The following is a 15,496-nucleotide window of genomic DNA, read 5'->3' on the forward strand; positions in this document are numbered from 1 at the left end:
GGCGGCGGCATTCACTGTGTGACGAGCCATCAGCCTTTGGTTTAGTCTGGAGCGCTTCGTTGATCGCAAGCGCCTCTGGAGCAGTAAGCATGACCGACTACGTACCCCCAAAAGTGTGGACCTGGGACACCGAAAACGGCGGCACCTTTGCCAGCATCAACCGGCCCATCGCCGGCGCCACCCATGACAAAGAGCTGCCGGTCGGCAAGCACCCGCTGCAGCTGTATTCCCTGGCCACGCCCAACGGGCAGAAGGTCACGATCCTGCTGGAAGAACTGCTGGCCCTGGGGCACAGCGGCGCCGAATACGATGCCTGGCTGATCAAGATCGGCGACGGCGACCAGTTCGGCAGCGGCTTTGTCGGGGTCAACCCGAACTCCAAGATCCCGGCGTTGCTGGACCGTAGCGGCGCCAACCCGATTCGGGTGTTCGAGTCCGGCGCGATCCTGCAGTACCTGGCGGAGAAGTTCGGCGAGTTTTTCCCCACAGAACCTGCGGCCCGGGCGGAATGCCTGTCGTGGCTGTTCTGGCAGATGGGCAGCGCGCCATACCTGGGCGGCGGTTTCGGGCATTTTTATGCCTATGCGCCAAGCAAGATGGAATACGCGATCAACCGCTTTGCCATGGAAACCAAGCGCCAGCTGGACGTGCTGGACCAGCGTCTGGCGGTGAGTGACTACATTGCCGGGGATGAGTACACCATCGCCGATATTGCCATCTGGCCTTGGTACGGTGGGTTGGTCAAAGGCCGGTTGTATGGGGCGGCGGAGTTTTTGTCGGTGCATGAGTACACGCATGTGCTGCGTTGGGCCGAGGCGATTGAAGCGCGGCCGGCGGTGCAGCGGGGGCGGCGGGTGAACCGGGTTTCTGGGGCGCCTGAGGAACAGTTGGCCGAGCGTCACGACGCCAGCGACCTGGATTAATGCGCTAGAAAAATGTAGGAGAACCCCTGTGGGAGCGGGCTTGCCCGCGATTGCGGTGTGTCAGTCACACATCAGTCGACTGACACTCCCTCATCGCGGGCAAGCCCGCTCCCACAGTTAGATCTCCCACAGTAGTTGTATCTGTGTACTCCAGACTATTTGTAGCGCTGCTCAAACACCGCCACCTGCTCCGGCTTGATCAGCTCAAACGGCACCCACACTTCCGACTCGATCGCTTCACCCTTGATCATCCGAATCGCCGACTCCACCGCCTTGGCCGCCTGCGCCTTCGGGTCCTGGAACACCGACGCCGCCAACAACCCACGCTTCACCGCCGCCAACCCATCCGGCAAGCCGTCGATGCCGACAATCGCCACATCCCCCTTGGCCTTGCCCGCCTGTTGCAACGCCATCCCGGCGCCGATGGCCATTTCGTCGTTGTTGGCGACAATCGCATCGAACTGGGTGCCCGCCAGCAGCCAGTTGCTGGTCAGGTCCATGCCTTTGCTGCGTTGCCATTCGGCACTTTGCTGCTCGACTACCTTGATTCCGGGAAAGTCCTTGAGCACCTGTTTGGCGCCTTCGGTGCGGTCATGGGTGGCGTTCTGCGCGAGGTCGCCCATGATGATCGCCACGTTGCCTTTGCCGCCGAGTTTTTCCGCGAGGAAGCGCATCTGCAATTGCCCGGCCTCGATGTCGTTGGACGCCACGGTGACCACGCCCTTGGGCAGGGTGCGCTCATCCGGGTGGCGGTTGACGTACACCAACGGCGTCTTGGCCGCCACGGCGGCGCGGGTCATGTTGGCGGTGGCGGAAGTGTCCACCGGCAGCACGATCACCGCGTCGACTTTCTGGTTGAGAAAGCCTTCGACCTGGTTGAGCTGGCGCACCACATCACCTTGGGCGTCTTCGAACTGGATCTTCACGCCTTGCTGCTTGGCGGCCGTTTCCAGGCCGTTGCGCACGTAGGTCATGAAGTTGTCGTCGACCCGCGCAATGCTCACGCCGATGCGGTAATCGGCGAGCGTCCACGGGCTGAACAGCAGTAACAGCGAGGCAACAATCAACGAATAGCGGTTCATAAGGGTGTCCTTTTATTGTTATAGGGTGAACGCTTGACGGAATCGCTCCAGGGCCAGTTCGCTGTCGCCGCTGGCCCAGCCTTCGAGGCCGACCACGCCGCTGTAGCCCATGGCATGCAAGGCCCTGGCAATCGCAGGGTAGTGGATTTCACCGGTGCCGGGTTCCTTGCGCCCGGGCACATCGGCCACCTGGATTTCGCCGATGGCGCTGCCGGCGCGCTGGATCAGTTCGATCAGGTTACCTTCGCCGATCTGCGCGTGGTACAGGTCCAGGTTCATTTTCAGGTGCGGGCTGCCCACGGCTTCGATCAGCGCCAGGGTGTCGTCGGCGCGGGCGAACGGGGTGCCGGGGTGGTCCACTTCGGTGTTGAGGTTTTCCAGCAGGAATACGCGGCCGGCGTCTTCTCCCAGGCGGGCGATTTTTTCCAGAGTCTTGCAGGCGCTCAGCCACATGCGCCCGGTGGTCTGGCTGACCGGTTGCACCGGCAGGCCGCCTTCACCCAGGCCCGTGCCGTGCAGGTTGAGGCTGGGGCAATTCAGGCGTTCGGCAACGCCGAGGGATTCGCGGGCGCTGTCGAGCAACTGGCGGATGCCCTCCGGGTCGGTGAGGGTGCCGCTGATGTAGCCGGTCATCGAGGTGAAGTCAGCGCCGGTGGCGGCCAGGGCGCCGATGTCCTTGTTGGTCCAGTTCCAGATCTCGGCGCTGAAGCCCAGCTCATGGATGCGCTTGACGCGCTCGATGAACGGCAGGTCGAGAAACACCATCTCGGCACTGATCGCCAGTTTGAACGGGCTCATACGGCCACCGCCTTGCCTTGCTGGAACGACTCGATGCACGCGCGGGCAATCGCCAGGGCGGCGCGGGCGTCTTCGCCGCTGGCCATCGGCTTGGCGCCGGTGCGCAGGCAGTCGGCGAAGTGGTTGAGTTCGGCGATGTAGGCGTCGCGCAGCAGGTCGGTGTCGAGGCGCTGGGTATCGGCCTGGATGCCCTGGGCCAGGTAGCGTACCAGGTCCGAGTCATTCAGGCTGCCCATGCTCAGCATGCCTTCGCTGCCGAACACTTCGCCGCGCACGTCGTAGCCGTACACGGCCTGGAAGTTGGCCTCGGCGGTGGCGATGGCGCCGTTGTCGAAGCGGATCGCGACCACGGCGGTGTCGAGGAAGCCTTTGCTCTTGTACGCCGGGGCGATCAGCGCGTCGGCCATCACATACACCTGCACGGCTTCGGCGCCGGGGTTGAGGTAGCGCAGGGTGTCGAAGTCGTGGATCAGGGTTTCGAGGAAGATCACCCATTGTGGCGACGCAGCAGGATTGTTCAGCGCCGGGTCGCGGGTTACCGAGCGCAGCAACTGCGGGGTGCCGATGCGCCCAGCGGCGACGTCGAGGTGAGCGGTGCGAAAGCTCTTGGCGAAGCGCCGGTTGAACCCGACCTGCAACGGCACACGGGCATCGGCGGCGGCAGCGATGGCGCGGTCGGCTTCCTCGAGGGTGATGGCCATGGGTTTTTCGCAGAAGATCCCCTTGCCGGCGCGGGCGGCGCTGATCACCAGTTCGGCGTGGCTGCGGGCGGGGGCGGCGATGATCACGCCGTCGATGTCCGGGTCGTCGAGCAACTGCTGCGGGTCGGTGTAGACCTTGTCCACGCCCAGTTCCGCCGCCAGGCGCGCGGCTTGGCCTGGAGTGGGGTCGGCGATGGCGACGAGGCTCGCACCGGGGATGTGCCGCGCGGCCGTCAACCCGTGAAAGCTGCCCATGCGACCAGCACCGATCAAGCCCAGGCGGATGTTCTGTTTACTCATGAAGTGACCCCTTTTTTATTGTTGGCCTCAGGACAGTCCTGATGGGTAAAGGGGTAGGAGCAAAGGCTGTGCCAACTTATAAGTAATTGATAATTAACGTTTATTAAAAATCTATAAACAAAAAGTGTTCATTTTGATGACATGCCTATACTGACATGTCAAAAACATGAACATGGACACCCCGCAATGAGCATGACGTTCAGCGTACAAGACCTCGACTACCTCACCGCGCTGGGGCCAGCGGCGTTGAATGACGGCCCCGTCGCGGCGTTGGAGTTGGCGTGGAGTGTTTGCTTGGCGGGCCAGGTCGAGCGACCGAAACGCGTGCGGCAAGTGATCTGGGATTCGTGGCGACGCAGCGTCGAGGCGGGGATCAACCCGGCGGACAACGCCTATCGCTTTGTCGCGCCTGACACCTTGGCCGCGACCCTGGCCACGCACCGCGTGCTGATCGCCGCAGCGGCGCAGGTCATGCATGGCCTGCTGGCCTACAACCCGCGCGGGCATATCAACCTCACCGATGCCGACGGCACCACCCTGTACTTTTGCGGGCTGGACATCACCCCGGTGGGCAGCCGCCTGTTGGAGTCGGTGCAAGGCACCAACTGCACCGGCCTGGCACTGGCCGAGGACCGTCTGGTGTACGTGCTGGCCGAGGAAAACTTCGCCACGGGCCTGCGCCAGCGCCGCATGCACTGCGCCGCCGCGCCGATCAAGAACGCCCAGGGCCAGACCCTGGCCATGCTCACCCTCACCGCCGAGCCCGGCTGGTTCCACTTCCACACCCTCGGCACCGTGCAAGCGGCGGCGGACGCCGTGTCGAGGCAGATGGCCCTGCAAGCGCTGCTGGAAGAACAGCAAACCGTGCTCGAAGTGCTCAACGAAGGCCTGGTGGTACTGGATGAGCGCGGCTGCATCAAGGCGCTTAACCGTTACGCCCGGCAGTTGTTCGGCGTGGGGCTGGAGCTGATCGGCCGCCCGTTCCAGCAGCTGGGCCGCAGCGAGCTGAGCGATACCCTCGGCGAACCCATGCGCGACCTCGACTGCACGTTCCACCTGCACGACCGCAGTCAGCTCGCCTGTCTGGTTTCAGTGTGCCCGCTGGAGCAGGGCGGGGTGATCGTCTCGCTGCGCGAGAACCGACGCATCCGCGAAATCACCCGGCGCATCATCGGCACCCAGGCCAGCTACACCTTCGACACCATCCAGGGCCAGTCACGGGCGATCCAGGACGCCCTGCACCTGGGGCGCATAGCCAGTCGCAGCGATTCCACCACTTTGATCCTCGGCGAAAGCGGCACCGGCAAAGAGCTGTTTGCCCAGGCGATCCATAACGGCAGCGACCGCCACAAAGGCCCGTTTGTGGCGGTCAACTGCGGCGCGATCCCGCGTGACCTGGTGCAAAGCGAACTGTTCGGGCATGTCGAAGGCGCGTTCACCGGCGCCGCCCGGGGCGGCTCGGCGGGCAAGTTCGAACTGGCGGATGGCGGCACGATTTTTCTCGATGAAATTGGCGACATGGCCTTCGACGCCCAGGTCAGCCTGCTGCGGGTGTTGCAGGAGGGCGAAGTGACCCGCGTCGGCGCGAAGAACTCGCGGCGCGTGGATGTGCGCATCATTGCCGCCACGCACCGCAACCTGAGCCAGGCAGTGGCCGAGGGCGCGTTTCGTGAGGACCTTTACTACCGTCTCAATGTGCTGAACCTGACCGTGCCGCCGCTGCGCATGCGCCGTGAAGACATTCCGTTGCTGGCGCGGCACTTCCTTGCGCGTTACGCCCGTTCGTTGCGCAAGTCCGTGGAGGGCTTTGCGCCGGATGCGCTGGCGTTGCTGTGTGCCTATGCGTGGCCGGGCAATGTGCGCGAGTTGGAAAACAGCATCGAACGCGCGACCAACCTGGCGATGGGGGCGTTGACCCAGCCGCTTGACCTGCCGTTGGACACCAAGCCGCGCGCGTCGCAGCGCGTGTACGAGCCGCAGCCGGCGCAGGACCTCAGCAGCCATGAAATGAATGCCATCGTTGCGGCGCTGGAAAGCACGGGTGGCAATATCCGCTTGGCCGCGCGGCAGCTGAATGTGTCGCGGGGCGGGCTGTACAACAAGATGAGTAGGTTTGGCTTGAGTGCCAGCGACTATCGCAATAGCTGAGCCTCACGCCGATCAACCTGTGGGAGATCAACCTGTGGGAGCTGGCTTGCCTGCGATAGCGGTACATCAGTCACTACTGAGGTGCCTGGCCCACCGCTATCGCAGGCAAGCCAGCTCCCACAGTTTTTGATCTCCATGTATCAGGTGCAGATGTTTTCTGAGGTGACGATTTGAGGCGGTACGTACACCCGATGCCTGACCGGATCGAACGCTTCGGCGCTCTGCAATTCAACCAACAACTCCACCAACGCCACCGCCGTCTGCCTCGGCTGCGAATCCATCACCACATCCACCAACCCCTGGCTCAACGCCTGACGCGACAGCTCCGTGGACTCCTGCAAGATGCAACACAACGCCGGCCGCTTGGGCAGCTGCGCCAGGGCGCTGATGATGCCGTCGCCGCCGCCGCCCACCACGCACAGGCCCCGCAGGTCGCTGTGGCGGGTGATCAGGTCGAGGGTGGCTTCTTCGGTGATGTCGCAGTTGTCCAGGTTGATCAGTGGCTCCAGCGGCTTGAGCCCCGGCGCGTGTTCGGCGAGGTAGCTGTGCAGGCCCGTGACCCGCGCCTGGTGGCCGAGGAAGCGGTGGCCGCCGAGCAAGATCCCCACGCTGCCTTTGCGCGCGCCGCAGGTGCGGGCGAGCAGCCAGCCCATGGTGCGGCCGACGACGTGGTTGTCCTGGCCGACGTAGGGTTCCGCCGCGTGTTCGTGGATATCCGAGAGCAGGGCGACCACGGGCACACCGGCTTCGCGGATCTGCGCCAACGTGGCATTGATCAGCGGGTGGGCAAAACTCACCACGGCGAGGGCGTCGCATTGCACCGCCAGTTGTTCGATCTGCGCGACGATGGCGCTGGGGCTGCGATCGACGATGTAGTCGAATTGGCAGGTCAGGTTGGCGCCGGCGTGGTGCTCGGCCGCCTGCGCAATCGCCTGCGCCAGGCTGGCGTAGAACGCCTGGGCGGTGGCCAGCAGCAGGATGCCAAAGCGGTAAGTCGGCCGGCGTTCGCGGATGCGCTGGCCGATCAGCCGCGCGGCGAAATAGCCCACGGCTTCGGCGGCCTGGAACACCTGTTCGGCGGTGTCTGGATTGACCGGCGCGCGGGCGTTCAACACCCGGTCGACGGTGGCTACGCTGAGGCCCGCCTGGGCGGCAACAGTGGCGATGGTTGGGCGTTTATTGTTGTGCATGGCTGGCCCCTTGAGCGTCTTGATAGAAAACTATCAAGCCCCGCTGGGCCTGGATGATAGCTTGATAGGGAATGGATTCAAGGCCTTGAGGGCGATTTAGCGCTTCTCTATCGTGGGTTGCACAACGCACCTGAAACCCACGCTTGCGGAGAACAATAACAATGCCTGAACACACCGCTCACACCGCCCGGCGCGACTACAGCCTCACCGGCCCCGAAGCCGCCCGCGCCGCCGAAAAAGGCCTGGTCTCGGCCAGCTGGTATCAATCACCGATTTCCCGCAAACGCATGAAAGAACTGATGCAGCGCCGCGACGGCCCGGCCCTGCGCGACACCGCCCTGTGGCTGATCGCGCTGGCCGCCAGCGGATTTGGCGGCTACTGGTTCTGGGGCACCTGGGCCTGCGTGCCGTTCTTTATCGTGTATGGCGTGCTGTACGGCACCGCGTCCAACCCGCGCTGGCACGAAACCGGCCACGGCACCGCGTTCAAGACCCGCTGGATGAACGATGTGCTGTACCAGGTCGCAAGCTTCATGTGCATCTTCGAACCCCATGTGTGGCGCTGGAGCCATGCGCGGCACCACACCGACACCATTGTCGTCGGCCGCGACCCGGAGATCGTCGAGCCGCGTCCGCCGAGCTTGCTGATGATGTTCTTGAGCCTGTTCAACCTGCCCCTGGCCTGGAAGACCTTCAGCGGCGTGGCCCGTCATGCCGCCGGCAAGATGAGCGCGCAAGAGGCCGACTTCATCCCTGAATCCGAATGGCCCAAGGTGTTCCGTGCCGCGCGGATCTGGGTAGGGATTTATGCCGTGGTCATCGGCGCCGCGCTCTACTTGCACAGCTGGTTGCCGCTGATGCTGATCGGCCTGCCTAGCATTTACGGCGCATGGCTCGGCTACCTGTTCGGCCTGACCCAACACGTCGGCCTTGCCGAAGACGTGCTCGACCACCGCAGCAACTGCCGCACCATCTACATGAACCGCGTGCTGCGCTTTATCTACATGGACATGAACTACCACCTCGAACACCACATGTACCCGATGGTGCCGTACCACGCGCTTGAGCAACTGCACGAAGAGATCCGTGGTGACTGCCCGCCGCCGTACGCGAACCTTTTCGCGGCGTACAAGGAAATCCTGCCGACGGTGTGGAAGCAGCGCAGCGATCCGAACTACTTCATCCAGCGGCCGATCCGTCCCCGTGCGGAGTCGACGGCCAATGCCCCGGCGCATGCTGAAACCGCTGCTGGTTGAGCCCTCCAAAAACAAGAGAACAACACCATGAACGATCAATGGATCGACGTCTGCGCCGTGGGCGAAATAGACGAAGAAGACGTGCTGCGCTTCGACCACGGCGCCCACACCTACGCGGTGTACCGCTCGGCCGAGAATGAGTTTTTCGCCACCGCCGGCTTGTGCACCCACGAGAAAATCCACCTCGCCGACGGCCTGGTGATGGACCACGTGATCGAATGCCCCAAGCACAACGGACGCTTTGATTACCGCACCGGCAAAGCCATGGGCGCGCCGGTGTGCGTCAACCTCAAGACCTACCCGGTACGGGTCGAAGCGGGGCGGGTGTTGCTCGCCGTCACGGTGTGACGATGAACGCGCCCTTGATTATCGTCGGCGCCGGCCATGCCGGTGGCCGTGCCGCGCTGACCCTGCGCGAAGAAGGCTATACAGGGAGGCTGATCCTGATCGGCGACGAACCGCACTTGCCCTACGAACGGCCACCGCTGTCCAAGGGGCTGCTGCAAGGCACGGCGGATCTGGCCGGCTACAGCCTGTGCGACGAGGAGCGCTTGGCCGCGTTGAACATCGAACATATTGCCGCCAACCCGGTGACGCAGTTGCAGCCCGAGCAACACCGCCTGCAACTCGCCGACGGCCAATGGTTGCCCTACGCCGGTTTGTTGCTGGCCACCGGTGGCCGCGCCCGGCGCCTGCCCCAGGCGCCCGCCAACGTGCTGTACCTGCGCACCCACGATGAAGCGTTGGCCCTGCGTGATGCGCTAAAGCCTGGCACGCGATTAGTGGTGGTCGGCGGTGGGTTTATCGGCCTGGAAGTGGCGGCGACGGCCCGTGGCCTGGGCTGTGAAGTGACGGTGCTGGAAGCTGGGTCGCGACTGGCGGGGCGAGTCTTGCCAGCGGTCATTTCCGAAGCGTTGCTGAGTTTGCATCGCGAGCATGGGGTAGATGTGCGCTTGAATGTGGCACTGGAATCCATCCAGGCGGATGGCGTGCTGCTGGTGGACGGCCAGCGCTTGCCCTGCGACCGGGTGGTGGTGGGTATCGGCATGCAGCCCAATATCGAACTGGCGACGGCGGCCGGGTTGGACGTGGGGCAGGGCATTCGTGTGGATGGGTTTCTGCGCACCAGCGCGGCCAACATCTATGCGGCCGGCGATGTCTGCGAGTTTCGCCAGGATGGCCTGTACCAGCGCCAGGAAACCTGGCGCAACGCCGAAGCCCAGGGCCGCCATGCCGCGCTGAACCTGCTGGGGCGCGAGTTGCCCTTTGACGCGCTGCCGGGTTTCTGGTCCGACCAGTATGACTGGGGCTTGCTCACCGTGGGGACGATGACGCCCGCCGTGGTCAGCCGCACCTTGCCCGGTGGCGGCTTGCTGCAGTTCTACCTCGACGCCGAGCAGCGTTTGCAAGGCGCCTGCGGCTGGGCGCCGGGCAGTGGCGCGGCCAAGGATATCAAGCTGTGTGAACGCCTGATCACGGCGCGTGTGGTGCTGAGCGCGGCCGACCTGGCCGACCCCGAACTGTCCCTCAAACACCTGCTGCGAGGCTAAGATGCGCCAATTCCTGGTATTCCAATCCCTGTGGGCGATGCAGACCGAACCCGGTCCTCTCGAGGCGCAACTGGACCGCATCAAAGCCGCCGGTTTCGACGGCATCACCGACCACTACTGGAAGCCCGCCGATGTTACCCGCCTGCACGCCGCCGCCTCGGCCAGGGGCTTGCAGGTCGAGGGCCAACTGTTCCCGCAATCGGTGGATGACCTGGCGGCCGCGCTGGATGTGATCAGCCGCCATGGCTGTCACCACCTCACCTTGCAGGCCGACGTGCGCCCGCGCACCCAGGCCGAAGCCGCGCGGCTGGTGGAAGGCTGGCAGCGCCTGGCCGAGCAGGTGGACTTTCCGGTGTTGCTGGAAACCCATCGCTATCGGCTGACCAACGACCTGCTGTTCACCCTGGATCTGCTGGCGCAGATGCCGGATTTGCAGCTGCTGGCCGACTTGTCTCACTACGTGGTCGGGCGCGAACTGCCCGAGCCGGGCGCCGCCGAGGATGACGAACAGATCCGCACGATCCTGCGCCACAGCTGGGGGTTTCACGGGCGTGTGGCGAGCAGCGAACAGGTGCAGGTGTCGCTGGACTTTCCCCAGCACCAACCCTGGGTGCAGCGCTTCACCGAGTGGTGGCGCTACGGGATCGAAGACTGGCTGGCGCGGCCCGACACGCCGCAAAGCCTGTCCTTCACCTGCGAGCTGGGCCCGCCGCCCTATGCCATCACCGGGGCGGATGGCCGCGAGATCAGTGATCGCTGGAGTGAGGCATTAAAGATGCAAACGTTGATCCGCGAGGTGTGGCGAAGCTGTCAGAAATGATCTGCGACCGCCGCTCCAATGTGGGAGCTGGCTTGCCTGCGATAGCGGTGTGTCAGTCGCCGGATGCATTGACTGATGCCCTGCAATCGCGGGCAAGCCCGCTCCCACATTGGACATTGGGTGCTTTTAGAGTGGTGTCAGGTCAGCAAGCCAGTGCTGACCGCCACAATCAGGAACACCCCCAACAACGCCCGGTAAATCACAAACGGCCAAGTCGAGAACCGCTCCAGAAACTTCATCAACCCCCAGATCGCAAAAAACGCCGAGACGCTCGCCACCACCAGGCCAAACAGCAGATGGGGCCAGGCGTGGGCCGGCAAGTCGGCGTGCAGCAGCACCCACAGCTCTTTCAGCCCGGCGAGGGCAATGGCCGGCAGGCCCAGCAGGAAGGAGAAACGCGCCGCCTCTTCACGCTTGAAGTTGAGGAACAGCGCGGCGGTCAAGGTCGAGCCCGAGCGCGATACCCCCGGAATCAACGCACCAATCTGCGCAATGCCGACGATCAACGCGTCACGCAGGCGCATCTCACCCATTTCCCGCGTGTGGCGTGCGCGCACTTCCGCCACGGCCAGCAGCACGGCCATGACCACGCAGGAAATGCCGATCACCATCAACCCACGCAACGGCGAGTTGCAGGCGTTCAAGGTCGAAGACAGTGCCAATCCGGCGATGCCGATGGGAATCGTCGCCAGTACAATCGCCACTGCCAGCTTGAACCAGCGGTCGTTGTAGTCGCCTCGGCGCACCGCACTGAGGCTGCCGGTGGTCACTTGGCGCACGTCGCGCCAGAAGTAACTGACCACCGCCGCCAGCGCCGCCAATTGCATCGCCGCCGAAAACGCCGAGCCCGGGTCTTGCCAGCCGAGCAGGGCGGGCACCACGCGCATATGGGCGGTGGACGACACCGGCAACAGCTCGGTGATGCCCTGGATCACGCCCAGGATGAAGATTTGCAAGTAATCCAGGGAGGCAAAGCCCACATCCAGGCCCGCGGTACAGACGTTGCTCACAGTGCGTGTCCTTGAGAAAAAAACGGAATCCCGGGCAGTCTAGGCTAAATGTTTCAGGATGTTGCCATGGCCCCGCACAAATCCGCCTTCGGTTCAGCAAACAGAAAGGTTGGACAATGTATTGGCCTGCATGAAGGTTTTGTGAACAATGGCGCCCTGCATTTTTTCACCGAGAGTCCCATGCCTGAAACCACCGTAGAACTGATCCAGACCGGCCCCGAAGACGCCGAGCTGATCCGCAATCTCTACCAGTACTACGCCTACGAGTCGTCGGACTGGGAGCAGGAAGATGTCGAGGGCGACGGCCGTTTCTACATCCATGACGAACACCTGGCGCGCTACTGGCAAGACCCGCAGTGGAGCGCCAACCTGTTGCTGGTGGACGGTTATATCGCCGGTTTCCTGCTGATCGAAGGCAGCGAGATCCCGGGGATGGACGCCCTGGAGTTGGCCGATCTGTTTATTCTCAAGCGCTATCGCCGCAAAGGCATCGGCCGCGCCATTGCCACCCAGGTGCTGTGCAGCGGCGCGGCCAATTGGCTGGTGCGTTTCTATGATCAGGACGAAGTGTCCCAGGCGTTCTGGCGCACCGTGCTGGATAACCTGCCGCGCCCGGTGCAGACCCTGGAGCTGGAGGATGAACCGAACCTGGTGAGCTACTTGATTACGCGGGTGGCGCTGCATTAAACGCTTGCTGCATCACCTGCGGCGGTTGGCCGAAGGCGCGCAGGAACGCCTGGCGCATGCGCTCGCGGTCACCAAAACCGGTTTCGCGGGCCACCACTTCCACCGGGTGGCGGCTGGTTTCCATCAGCGTGCGTGCGGCTTCCACTCGCAGGGCTTCGATGGCCTTGGCCGGGGTTTGTCCGGTCTCTTCGCGGAACACCCGGCTGAATTGGCGCGGGCTGAGCCGTGCGACGTCGGCCAAGGCGTCCACGGACAGATCGTGGGTGAGGTTTTCGCGGGCGTAGGCCAAGGCCAGCTGCACGCGGTCTGATTTCGGGTCCAGCTCCAGTAATGCCGACAGTTGCGACTGCTCGCTGCCCCGGCGCTGGGCGATCACCAGCTTGCGCGCGATGCGCCGCGCGAGGTCGCTGCCCAGGTCGTTCTCGACCATGGCCAGGGCCATGTCCACGCCGGCGCTCATGCCGGCGCCGGTCCAGATCTGGCCGTCCACCACGAACAAACGGTCTTCGTCCAACTGGATCTGCGGGTAGCGCTTGCGAAAGGCCGGCGCGTGAATCCAGTGGGTGGTGGTGCGTTTGCCTTCCAGCAGGCCGGCTTCGGCCAATACGAAGATGCCCATGCACAACGACGCGACCCGCCGCGATTGGGCGGCGGCGGCCGTGACCAGCGCCAGCAGATTGGCCTCCGGCAGGCGAAATTCCATGTAGCCGCCGACGATCAGCGTGTCATAGCCCTCGGGCCGGATCGGCGTGGTATTCACCGAGAACCCCTGGGACGTCATCACCGCGCCGCCACCCTCCGACACCAGGTGGAACTCATAGGCCGGCTCGCCCCGCAGCAGGTTCGCGCACTCGAACACCGAGCCGACACTGAGGCTCAGGCATTCAAAATTCGGGTAAACCAGCAGCGCAACGCTGTGCATCGCATCTCTCCAAGGGGCGGGGGAGGTGGGATTGTCGGCGGCTGGCGGGCAAACGGCAACTGCCAGCGTGCATGTCCGAAAACCTTGCGGATATGACGTTGTGCCGTTGCGCCCCGACTCCTAAGCTTCAACCCTCAGTCATCCCGAGGCACTCGACAATGAAAGTATTGATGGTTTTGACCTCTCACGATCAGTTGGGCAACACCGGCCGCAAGACCGGCTTCTGGCTCGAAGAGTTTGCGGCACCGTATTACGCGTTCCTGGATGCGGGTGCCGACGTGGTGCTGGCATCCCCGGCCGGCGGGCAGCCGCCGCTGGACCCGGTCAGCGACCTGCCGGACTTCCAGACCGAACAGACCCACCGCTTCGCCGCCGACCCGGCTGCTCAGCACGCGTTGGCCAATACGCTGAAGCTGGACGCGGTGAATGCCGCCGACTTCGACACCGTGTTCTACCCAGGCGGCCACGGCCCGCTGTGGGACCTGGCGGAGTCGCCAGTGTCGATCGCGCTGATCGAGGCGTTCGAACGCGCCGGCAAGCCCATCGGTTTTGTCTGCCATGCGCCGGGCGTGCTGCGTCACGTCAAGGCGGTCAACGGTGAGCCGCTGGTCAAGGGCCGTCGCGTCACCGGCTTCTCCAACTCGGAAGAGGCGGCGGTGGAATTGACCGACGTGGTGCCGTTTCTGGTGGAAGACGAATTCAAGAAGCTCGGCGGCAAGTACGAGAAGGGCGCTGATTGGCAATCCTTTGTGATCGTCGATGGCTTGCTGGTCACCGGGCAGAACCCGGGCAGCTCCAGCGATGTGGCCAAGGCGCTGCTGAAACTCACCGCGTAAGTTAACTCATCACTTTTTATTGATTGGCGACTCCACGGAGTCGCCAAGGCTTTTGCTCGTCCAGGATTTGGAAAACCCCACATGACCGACAACGTTTTGAACACCCCGCTGCAACTGGGCCGACACACCCTGAACAACCGCATTGTGCTGCCACCGTTGACCCGCCAGCGCAGCGCCCAACCGGGTGATATCGCCACCGACCTGATGGCCGAGTACTACCGCCAACGCGCTTCGGCGGGGTTCATGGTCAGCGAAGGCACGCAGATCGAACCGCGTGGCCAGGGGTATGCGTGGACGCCGGGCATCTACACGCCGGCGCAGATCGAGGGCTGGCGCCAGGTCACCGACGCGGTGCATGCCGAGGGCGGGGTGATCTTTGCCCAGTTGTGGCATGTGGGGCGCGTGTCCCACCACGATTTGCAACCCGAGGGCGCAGCCCCCGTTGCGCCGTCGGCGATCCAGCCGCAGCAGGTCAAGGCTTTTATCGAAACCGCGCCGGGCGCCGGTGAACTGGTGCAACCGCCGGTGCCGCGCGCGCTGAGTACGCAAGAGGTCAAGGACCTGGTCGGGCTGTATGCCCAGGCGGCGCGCAACGCGATAGCGGCCGGGTTTGACGGTGTGGAGATTCATTCGGCCAACGGTTACCTGGTCAACCAGTTCATCTCGGCCCATGCCAACCAGCGCGATGATGAATACGGCGGCTCGTTGCACAACCGCCTGGGTTTCCTGCGGGAAATCGTCGAAGCCGTCAGCGCGGCCATCGGCGCGCAACGCCTGGGTGTGCGTTTTTCGCCGCTGTTCAGTGGCACGGACCAGGACCGGGTGTATATCGGCCTGGTGGAAGAAGACCCGCACCACACCTATATCGAAGCCGTAAAAGTGCTGGAAACGGCGGGCATCGCCTACCTGTCCATCGCCGAAGCCGACTGGGACAACGCGCCGGAACTGCCGGAAACCTTCCGCCGTGCGGTGCGCGAGAGTTTCAGCGGGCGGATCATCTATGCCGGGCGTTATACCGCTGAACGCGGTGAGAAACTGGTGCAGGCGGGGCTTGCGGATTTGATCGCGTTTGGCCGGCCGTTCATTGCCAACCCGGATCTGCCGCAACGGCTGTTTAACGGCTGGCCGCTGAACCCGCTGCGGGTTGAAGGCATGTACGGCGGCTCGGAGCAGGGCTACACCGATTACCCGACTTACGCTGCGGCCTCCTAAACAACACAGTTCAACTGTGGGAGCTGGCTTGCCTGCGATGCAAGCACCTCGGTGCATCAGG

General features: G+C 63.9%; 15 protein-coding genes. 9 read left to right on the top strand and 6 right to left on the bottom strand.

The genetic code is table 11. The annotated features are described in order from the left end of the window. Window positions 1-89: 89 nt before the first annotated feature. Window positions 90-923, top strand: a complete 834-nt coding sequence (yghU, locus tag B348_RS0106250; protein ID WP_017735286.1) for a glutathione-dependent disulfide-bond oxidoreductase — start codon at window positions 90-92, stop codon at window positions 921-923. 155 nt (window positions 924-1,078) lie between these two features. Here the strand turns inward: yghU and B348_RS0106255 are convergent, their stop codons facing one another. From B348_RS0106255 to B348_RS0106265, 3 genes are read right to left on the bottom strand one after another with little or no spacing between them, the layout of a single operon-like run. Further along, the gene (locus B348_RS0106255) at window positions 1,079-2,005 is read right to left on the bottom strand and encodes a sugar ABC transporter substrate-binding protein (protein WP_017735287.1); all 927 of its coding nucleotides are present in this window, start codon (window positions 2,003-2,005) and stop codon (window positions 1,079-1,081) included. Between the two features lie 18 nt (window positions 2,006-2,023). Next, window positions 2,024-2,803 (bottom strand): TIM barrel protein, encoded by a 780-nt coding sequence (locus B348_RS0106260; protein WP_017735288.1) that lies wholly within the window; start codon window positions 2,801-2,803, stop codon window positions 2,024-2,026. Continuing rightward, entirely contained in the window at window positions 2,800-3,804 is a 1,005-nt protein-coding gene (locus B348_RS0106265; RefSeq protein ID WP_017735289.1) for a Gfo/Idh/MocA family oxidoreductase, read from the bottom strand. Before B348_RS0106265 ends, B348_RS0106260 begins: the two co-directional genes overlap by 4 nt. 186 nt (window positions 3,805-3,990) lie before the next feature. Between B348_RS0106265 and B348_RS0106270 the strand changes: the two genes are divergently transcribed. Beyond that, window positions 3,991-5,952: a sigma-54-dependent Fis family transcriptional regulator gene (locus B348_RS0106270; protein ID WP_017735290.1), complete on the top strand. Its 1,962-nt coding sequence runs from the start codon at window positions 3,991-3,993 to the stop codon at window positions 5,950-5,952. 140 nt (window positions 5,953-6,092) lie between these two features. Here the strand turns inward: B348_RS0106270 and B348_RS0106275 are convergent, their stop codons facing one another. Next, complete coding sequence (locus B348_RS0106275) at window positions 6,093-7,142, bottom strand: LacI family DNA-binding transcriptional regulator (protein ID WP_017735291.1); 1,050 nt, start codon at window positions 7,140-7,142, stop codon at window positions 6,093-6,095. A gap of 161 nt (window positions 7,143-7,303) precedes the next feature. On the opposite strand from B348_RS0106275, the gene B348_RS0106280 reads away from it, so the two are divergent. From B348_RS0106280 to B348_RS0106295, 4 genes are read left to right on the top strand one after another with little or no spacing between them, the layout of a single operon-like run. Beyond that, window positions 7,304-8,398: a fatty acid desaturase family protein gene (locus tag B348_RS0106280; RefSeq protein ID WP_017735292.1), complete on the top strand. Its 1,095-nt coding sequence runs from the start codon at window positions 7,304-7,306 to the stop codon at window positions 8,396-8,398. Window positions 8,399-8,425: 27 nt separating this feature from the next. Beyond that, a complete protein-coding gene (locus B348_RS0106285; RefSeq protein WP_017735293.1) occupies window positions 8,426-8,746 on the top strand; it encodes a MocE family 2Fe-2S type ferredoxin in 321 nt (106 codons plus the stop codon). 2 nt (window positions 8,747-8,748) lie between these two features. Then, window positions 8,749-9,948 (top strand): NAD(P)/FAD-dependent oxidoreductase, encoded by a 1,200-nt coding sequence (locus tag B348_RS0106290; RefSeq protein WP_017735294.1) that lies wholly within the window; start codon window positions 8,749-8,751, stop codon window positions 9,946-9,948. A gap of 1 nt (window position 9,949) precedes the next feature. Continuing rightward, window positions 9,950-10,768: a sugar phosphate isomerase/epimerase gene (locus tag B348_RS0106295; RefSeq protein ID WP_017735295.1), complete on the top strand. Its 819-nt coding sequence runs from the start codon at window positions 9,950-9,952 to the stop codon at window positions 10,766-10,768. A gap of 137 nt (window positions 10,769-10,905) precedes the next feature. Here the strand turns inward: B348_RS0106295 and B348_RS0106300 are convergent, their stop codons facing one another. Beyond that, on the bottom strand, window positions 10,906-11,778 hold the full coding sequence (locus tag B348_RS0106300) for an undecaprenyl-diphosphate phosphatase (protein WP_017735296.1): 873 nt from the start codon (window positions 11,776-11,778) through the stop codon (window positions 10,906-10,908). 180 nt (window positions 11,779-11,958) lie between these two features. On the opposite strand from B348_RS0106300, the gene B348_RS0106305 reads away from it, so the two are divergent. Beyond that, entirely contained in the window at window positions 11,959-12,465 is a 507-nt protein-coding gene (locus tag B348_RS0106305; RefSeq protein WP_026136604.1) for a GNAT family N-acetyltransferase, read from the top strand. Here the strand turns inward: B348_RS0106305 and B348_RS0106310 are convergent. Beyond that, window positions 12,443-13,387, bottom strand: coding sequence for a GlxA family transcriptional regulator (locus B348_RS0106310; RefSeq protein ID WP_017735298.1), 945 nt, complete (start codon window positions 13,385-13,387; stop codon window positions 12,443-12,445). The genes B348_RS0106305 and B348_RS0106310 overlap by 23 nt on opposite strands. Before the next feature lie 158 nt (window positions 13,388-13,545). On the opposite strand from B348_RS0106310, the gene B348_RS0106315 reads away from it, so the two are divergent. Continuing rightward, window positions 13,546-14,223: a type 1 glutamine amidotransferase domain-containing protein gene (locus B348_RS0106315; RefSeq protein ID WP_026136605.1), complete on the top strand. Its 678-nt coding sequence runs from the start codon at window positions 13,546-13,548 to the stop codon at window positions 14,221-14,223. 81 nt (window positions 14,224-14,304) lie between these two features. Further along, on the top strand, window positions 14,305-15,435 hold the full coding sequence (locus B348_RS0106320; RefSeq protein ID WP_017735300.1) for an alkene reductase: 1,131 nt from the start codon (window positions 14,305-14,307) through the stop codon (window positions 15,433-15,435). The last annotated feature ends 61 nt before the right edge of the window (window positions 15,436-15,496 follow it).

The sequence above is a fragment of the Pseudomonas sp. CBZ-4 genome, from assembly GCF_000346755.1.
In the GTDB taxonomy this organism is placed as follows: Bacteria; Pseudomonadota; Gammaproteobacteria; order Pseudomonadales; family Pseudomonadaceae; genus Aquipseudomonas.

Excerpts from the sequence above, each read along its gene's own strand:
- yghU (WP_017735286.1), top strand. The coding sequence starts at position 90 with ATGACCGACTACGTACCCCCAAAAGTGTGGACCTGGGACACCGAAAAC.
- B348_RS0106255 (WP_017735287.1), bottom strand. The coding sequence starts at position 2,005 with ATGAACCGCTATTCGTTGATTGTTGCCTCGCTGTTACTGCTGTTCAGC.
- B348_RS0106260 (WP_017735288.1), bottom strand. The coding sequence starts at position 2,803 with ATGAGCCCGTTCAAACTGGCGATCAGTGCCGAGATGGTGTTTCTCGAC.
- B348_RS0106265 (WP_017735289.1), bottom strand. The coding sequence starts at position 3,804 with ATGAGTAAACAGAACATCCGCCTGGGCTTGATCGGTGCTGGTCGCATG.
- B348_RS0106270 (WP_017735290.1), top strand. The coding sequence starts at position 3,991 with ATGAGCATGACGTTCAGCGTACAAGACCTCGACTACCTCACCGCGCTG.
- B348_RS0106275 (WP_017735291.1), bottom strand. The coding sequence starts at position 7,142 with ATGCACAACAATAAACGCCCAACCATCGCCACTGTTGCCGCCCAGGCG.
- B348_RS0106280 (WP_017735292.1), top strand. The coding sequence starts at position 7,304 with ATGCCTGAACACACCGCTCACACCGCCCGGCGCGACTACAGCCTCACC.
- B348_RS0106285 (WP_017735293.1), top strand. The coding sequence starts at position 8,426 with ATGAACGATCAATGGATCGACGTCTGCGCCGTGGGCGAAATAGACGAA.
- B348_RS0106290 (WP_017735294.1), top strand. The coding sequence starts at position 8,749 with ATGAACGCGCCCTTGATTATCGTCGGCGCCGGCCATGCCGGTGGCCGT.
- B348_RS0106295 (WP_017735295.1), top strand. The coding sequence starts at position 9,950 with ATGCGCCAATTCCTGGTATTCCAATCCCTGTGGGCGATGCAGACCGAA.
- B348_RS0106305 (WP_026136604.1), top strand. The coding sequence starts at position 11,959 with ATGCCTGAAACCACCGTAGAACTGATCCAGACCGGCCCCGAAGACGCC.
- B348_RS0106310 (WP_017735298.1), bottom strand. The coding sequence starts at position 13,387 with ATGCACAGCGTTGCGCTGCTGGTTTACCCGAATTTTGAATGCCTGAGC.
- B348_RS0106315 (WP_026136605.1), top strand. The coding sequence starts at position 13,546 with ATGAAAGTATTGATGGTTTTGACCTCTCACGATCAGTTGGGCAACACC.
- B348_RS0106320 (WP_017735300.1), top strand. The coding sequence starts at position 14,305 with ATGACCGACAACGTTTTGAACACCCCGCTGCAACTGGGCCGACACACC.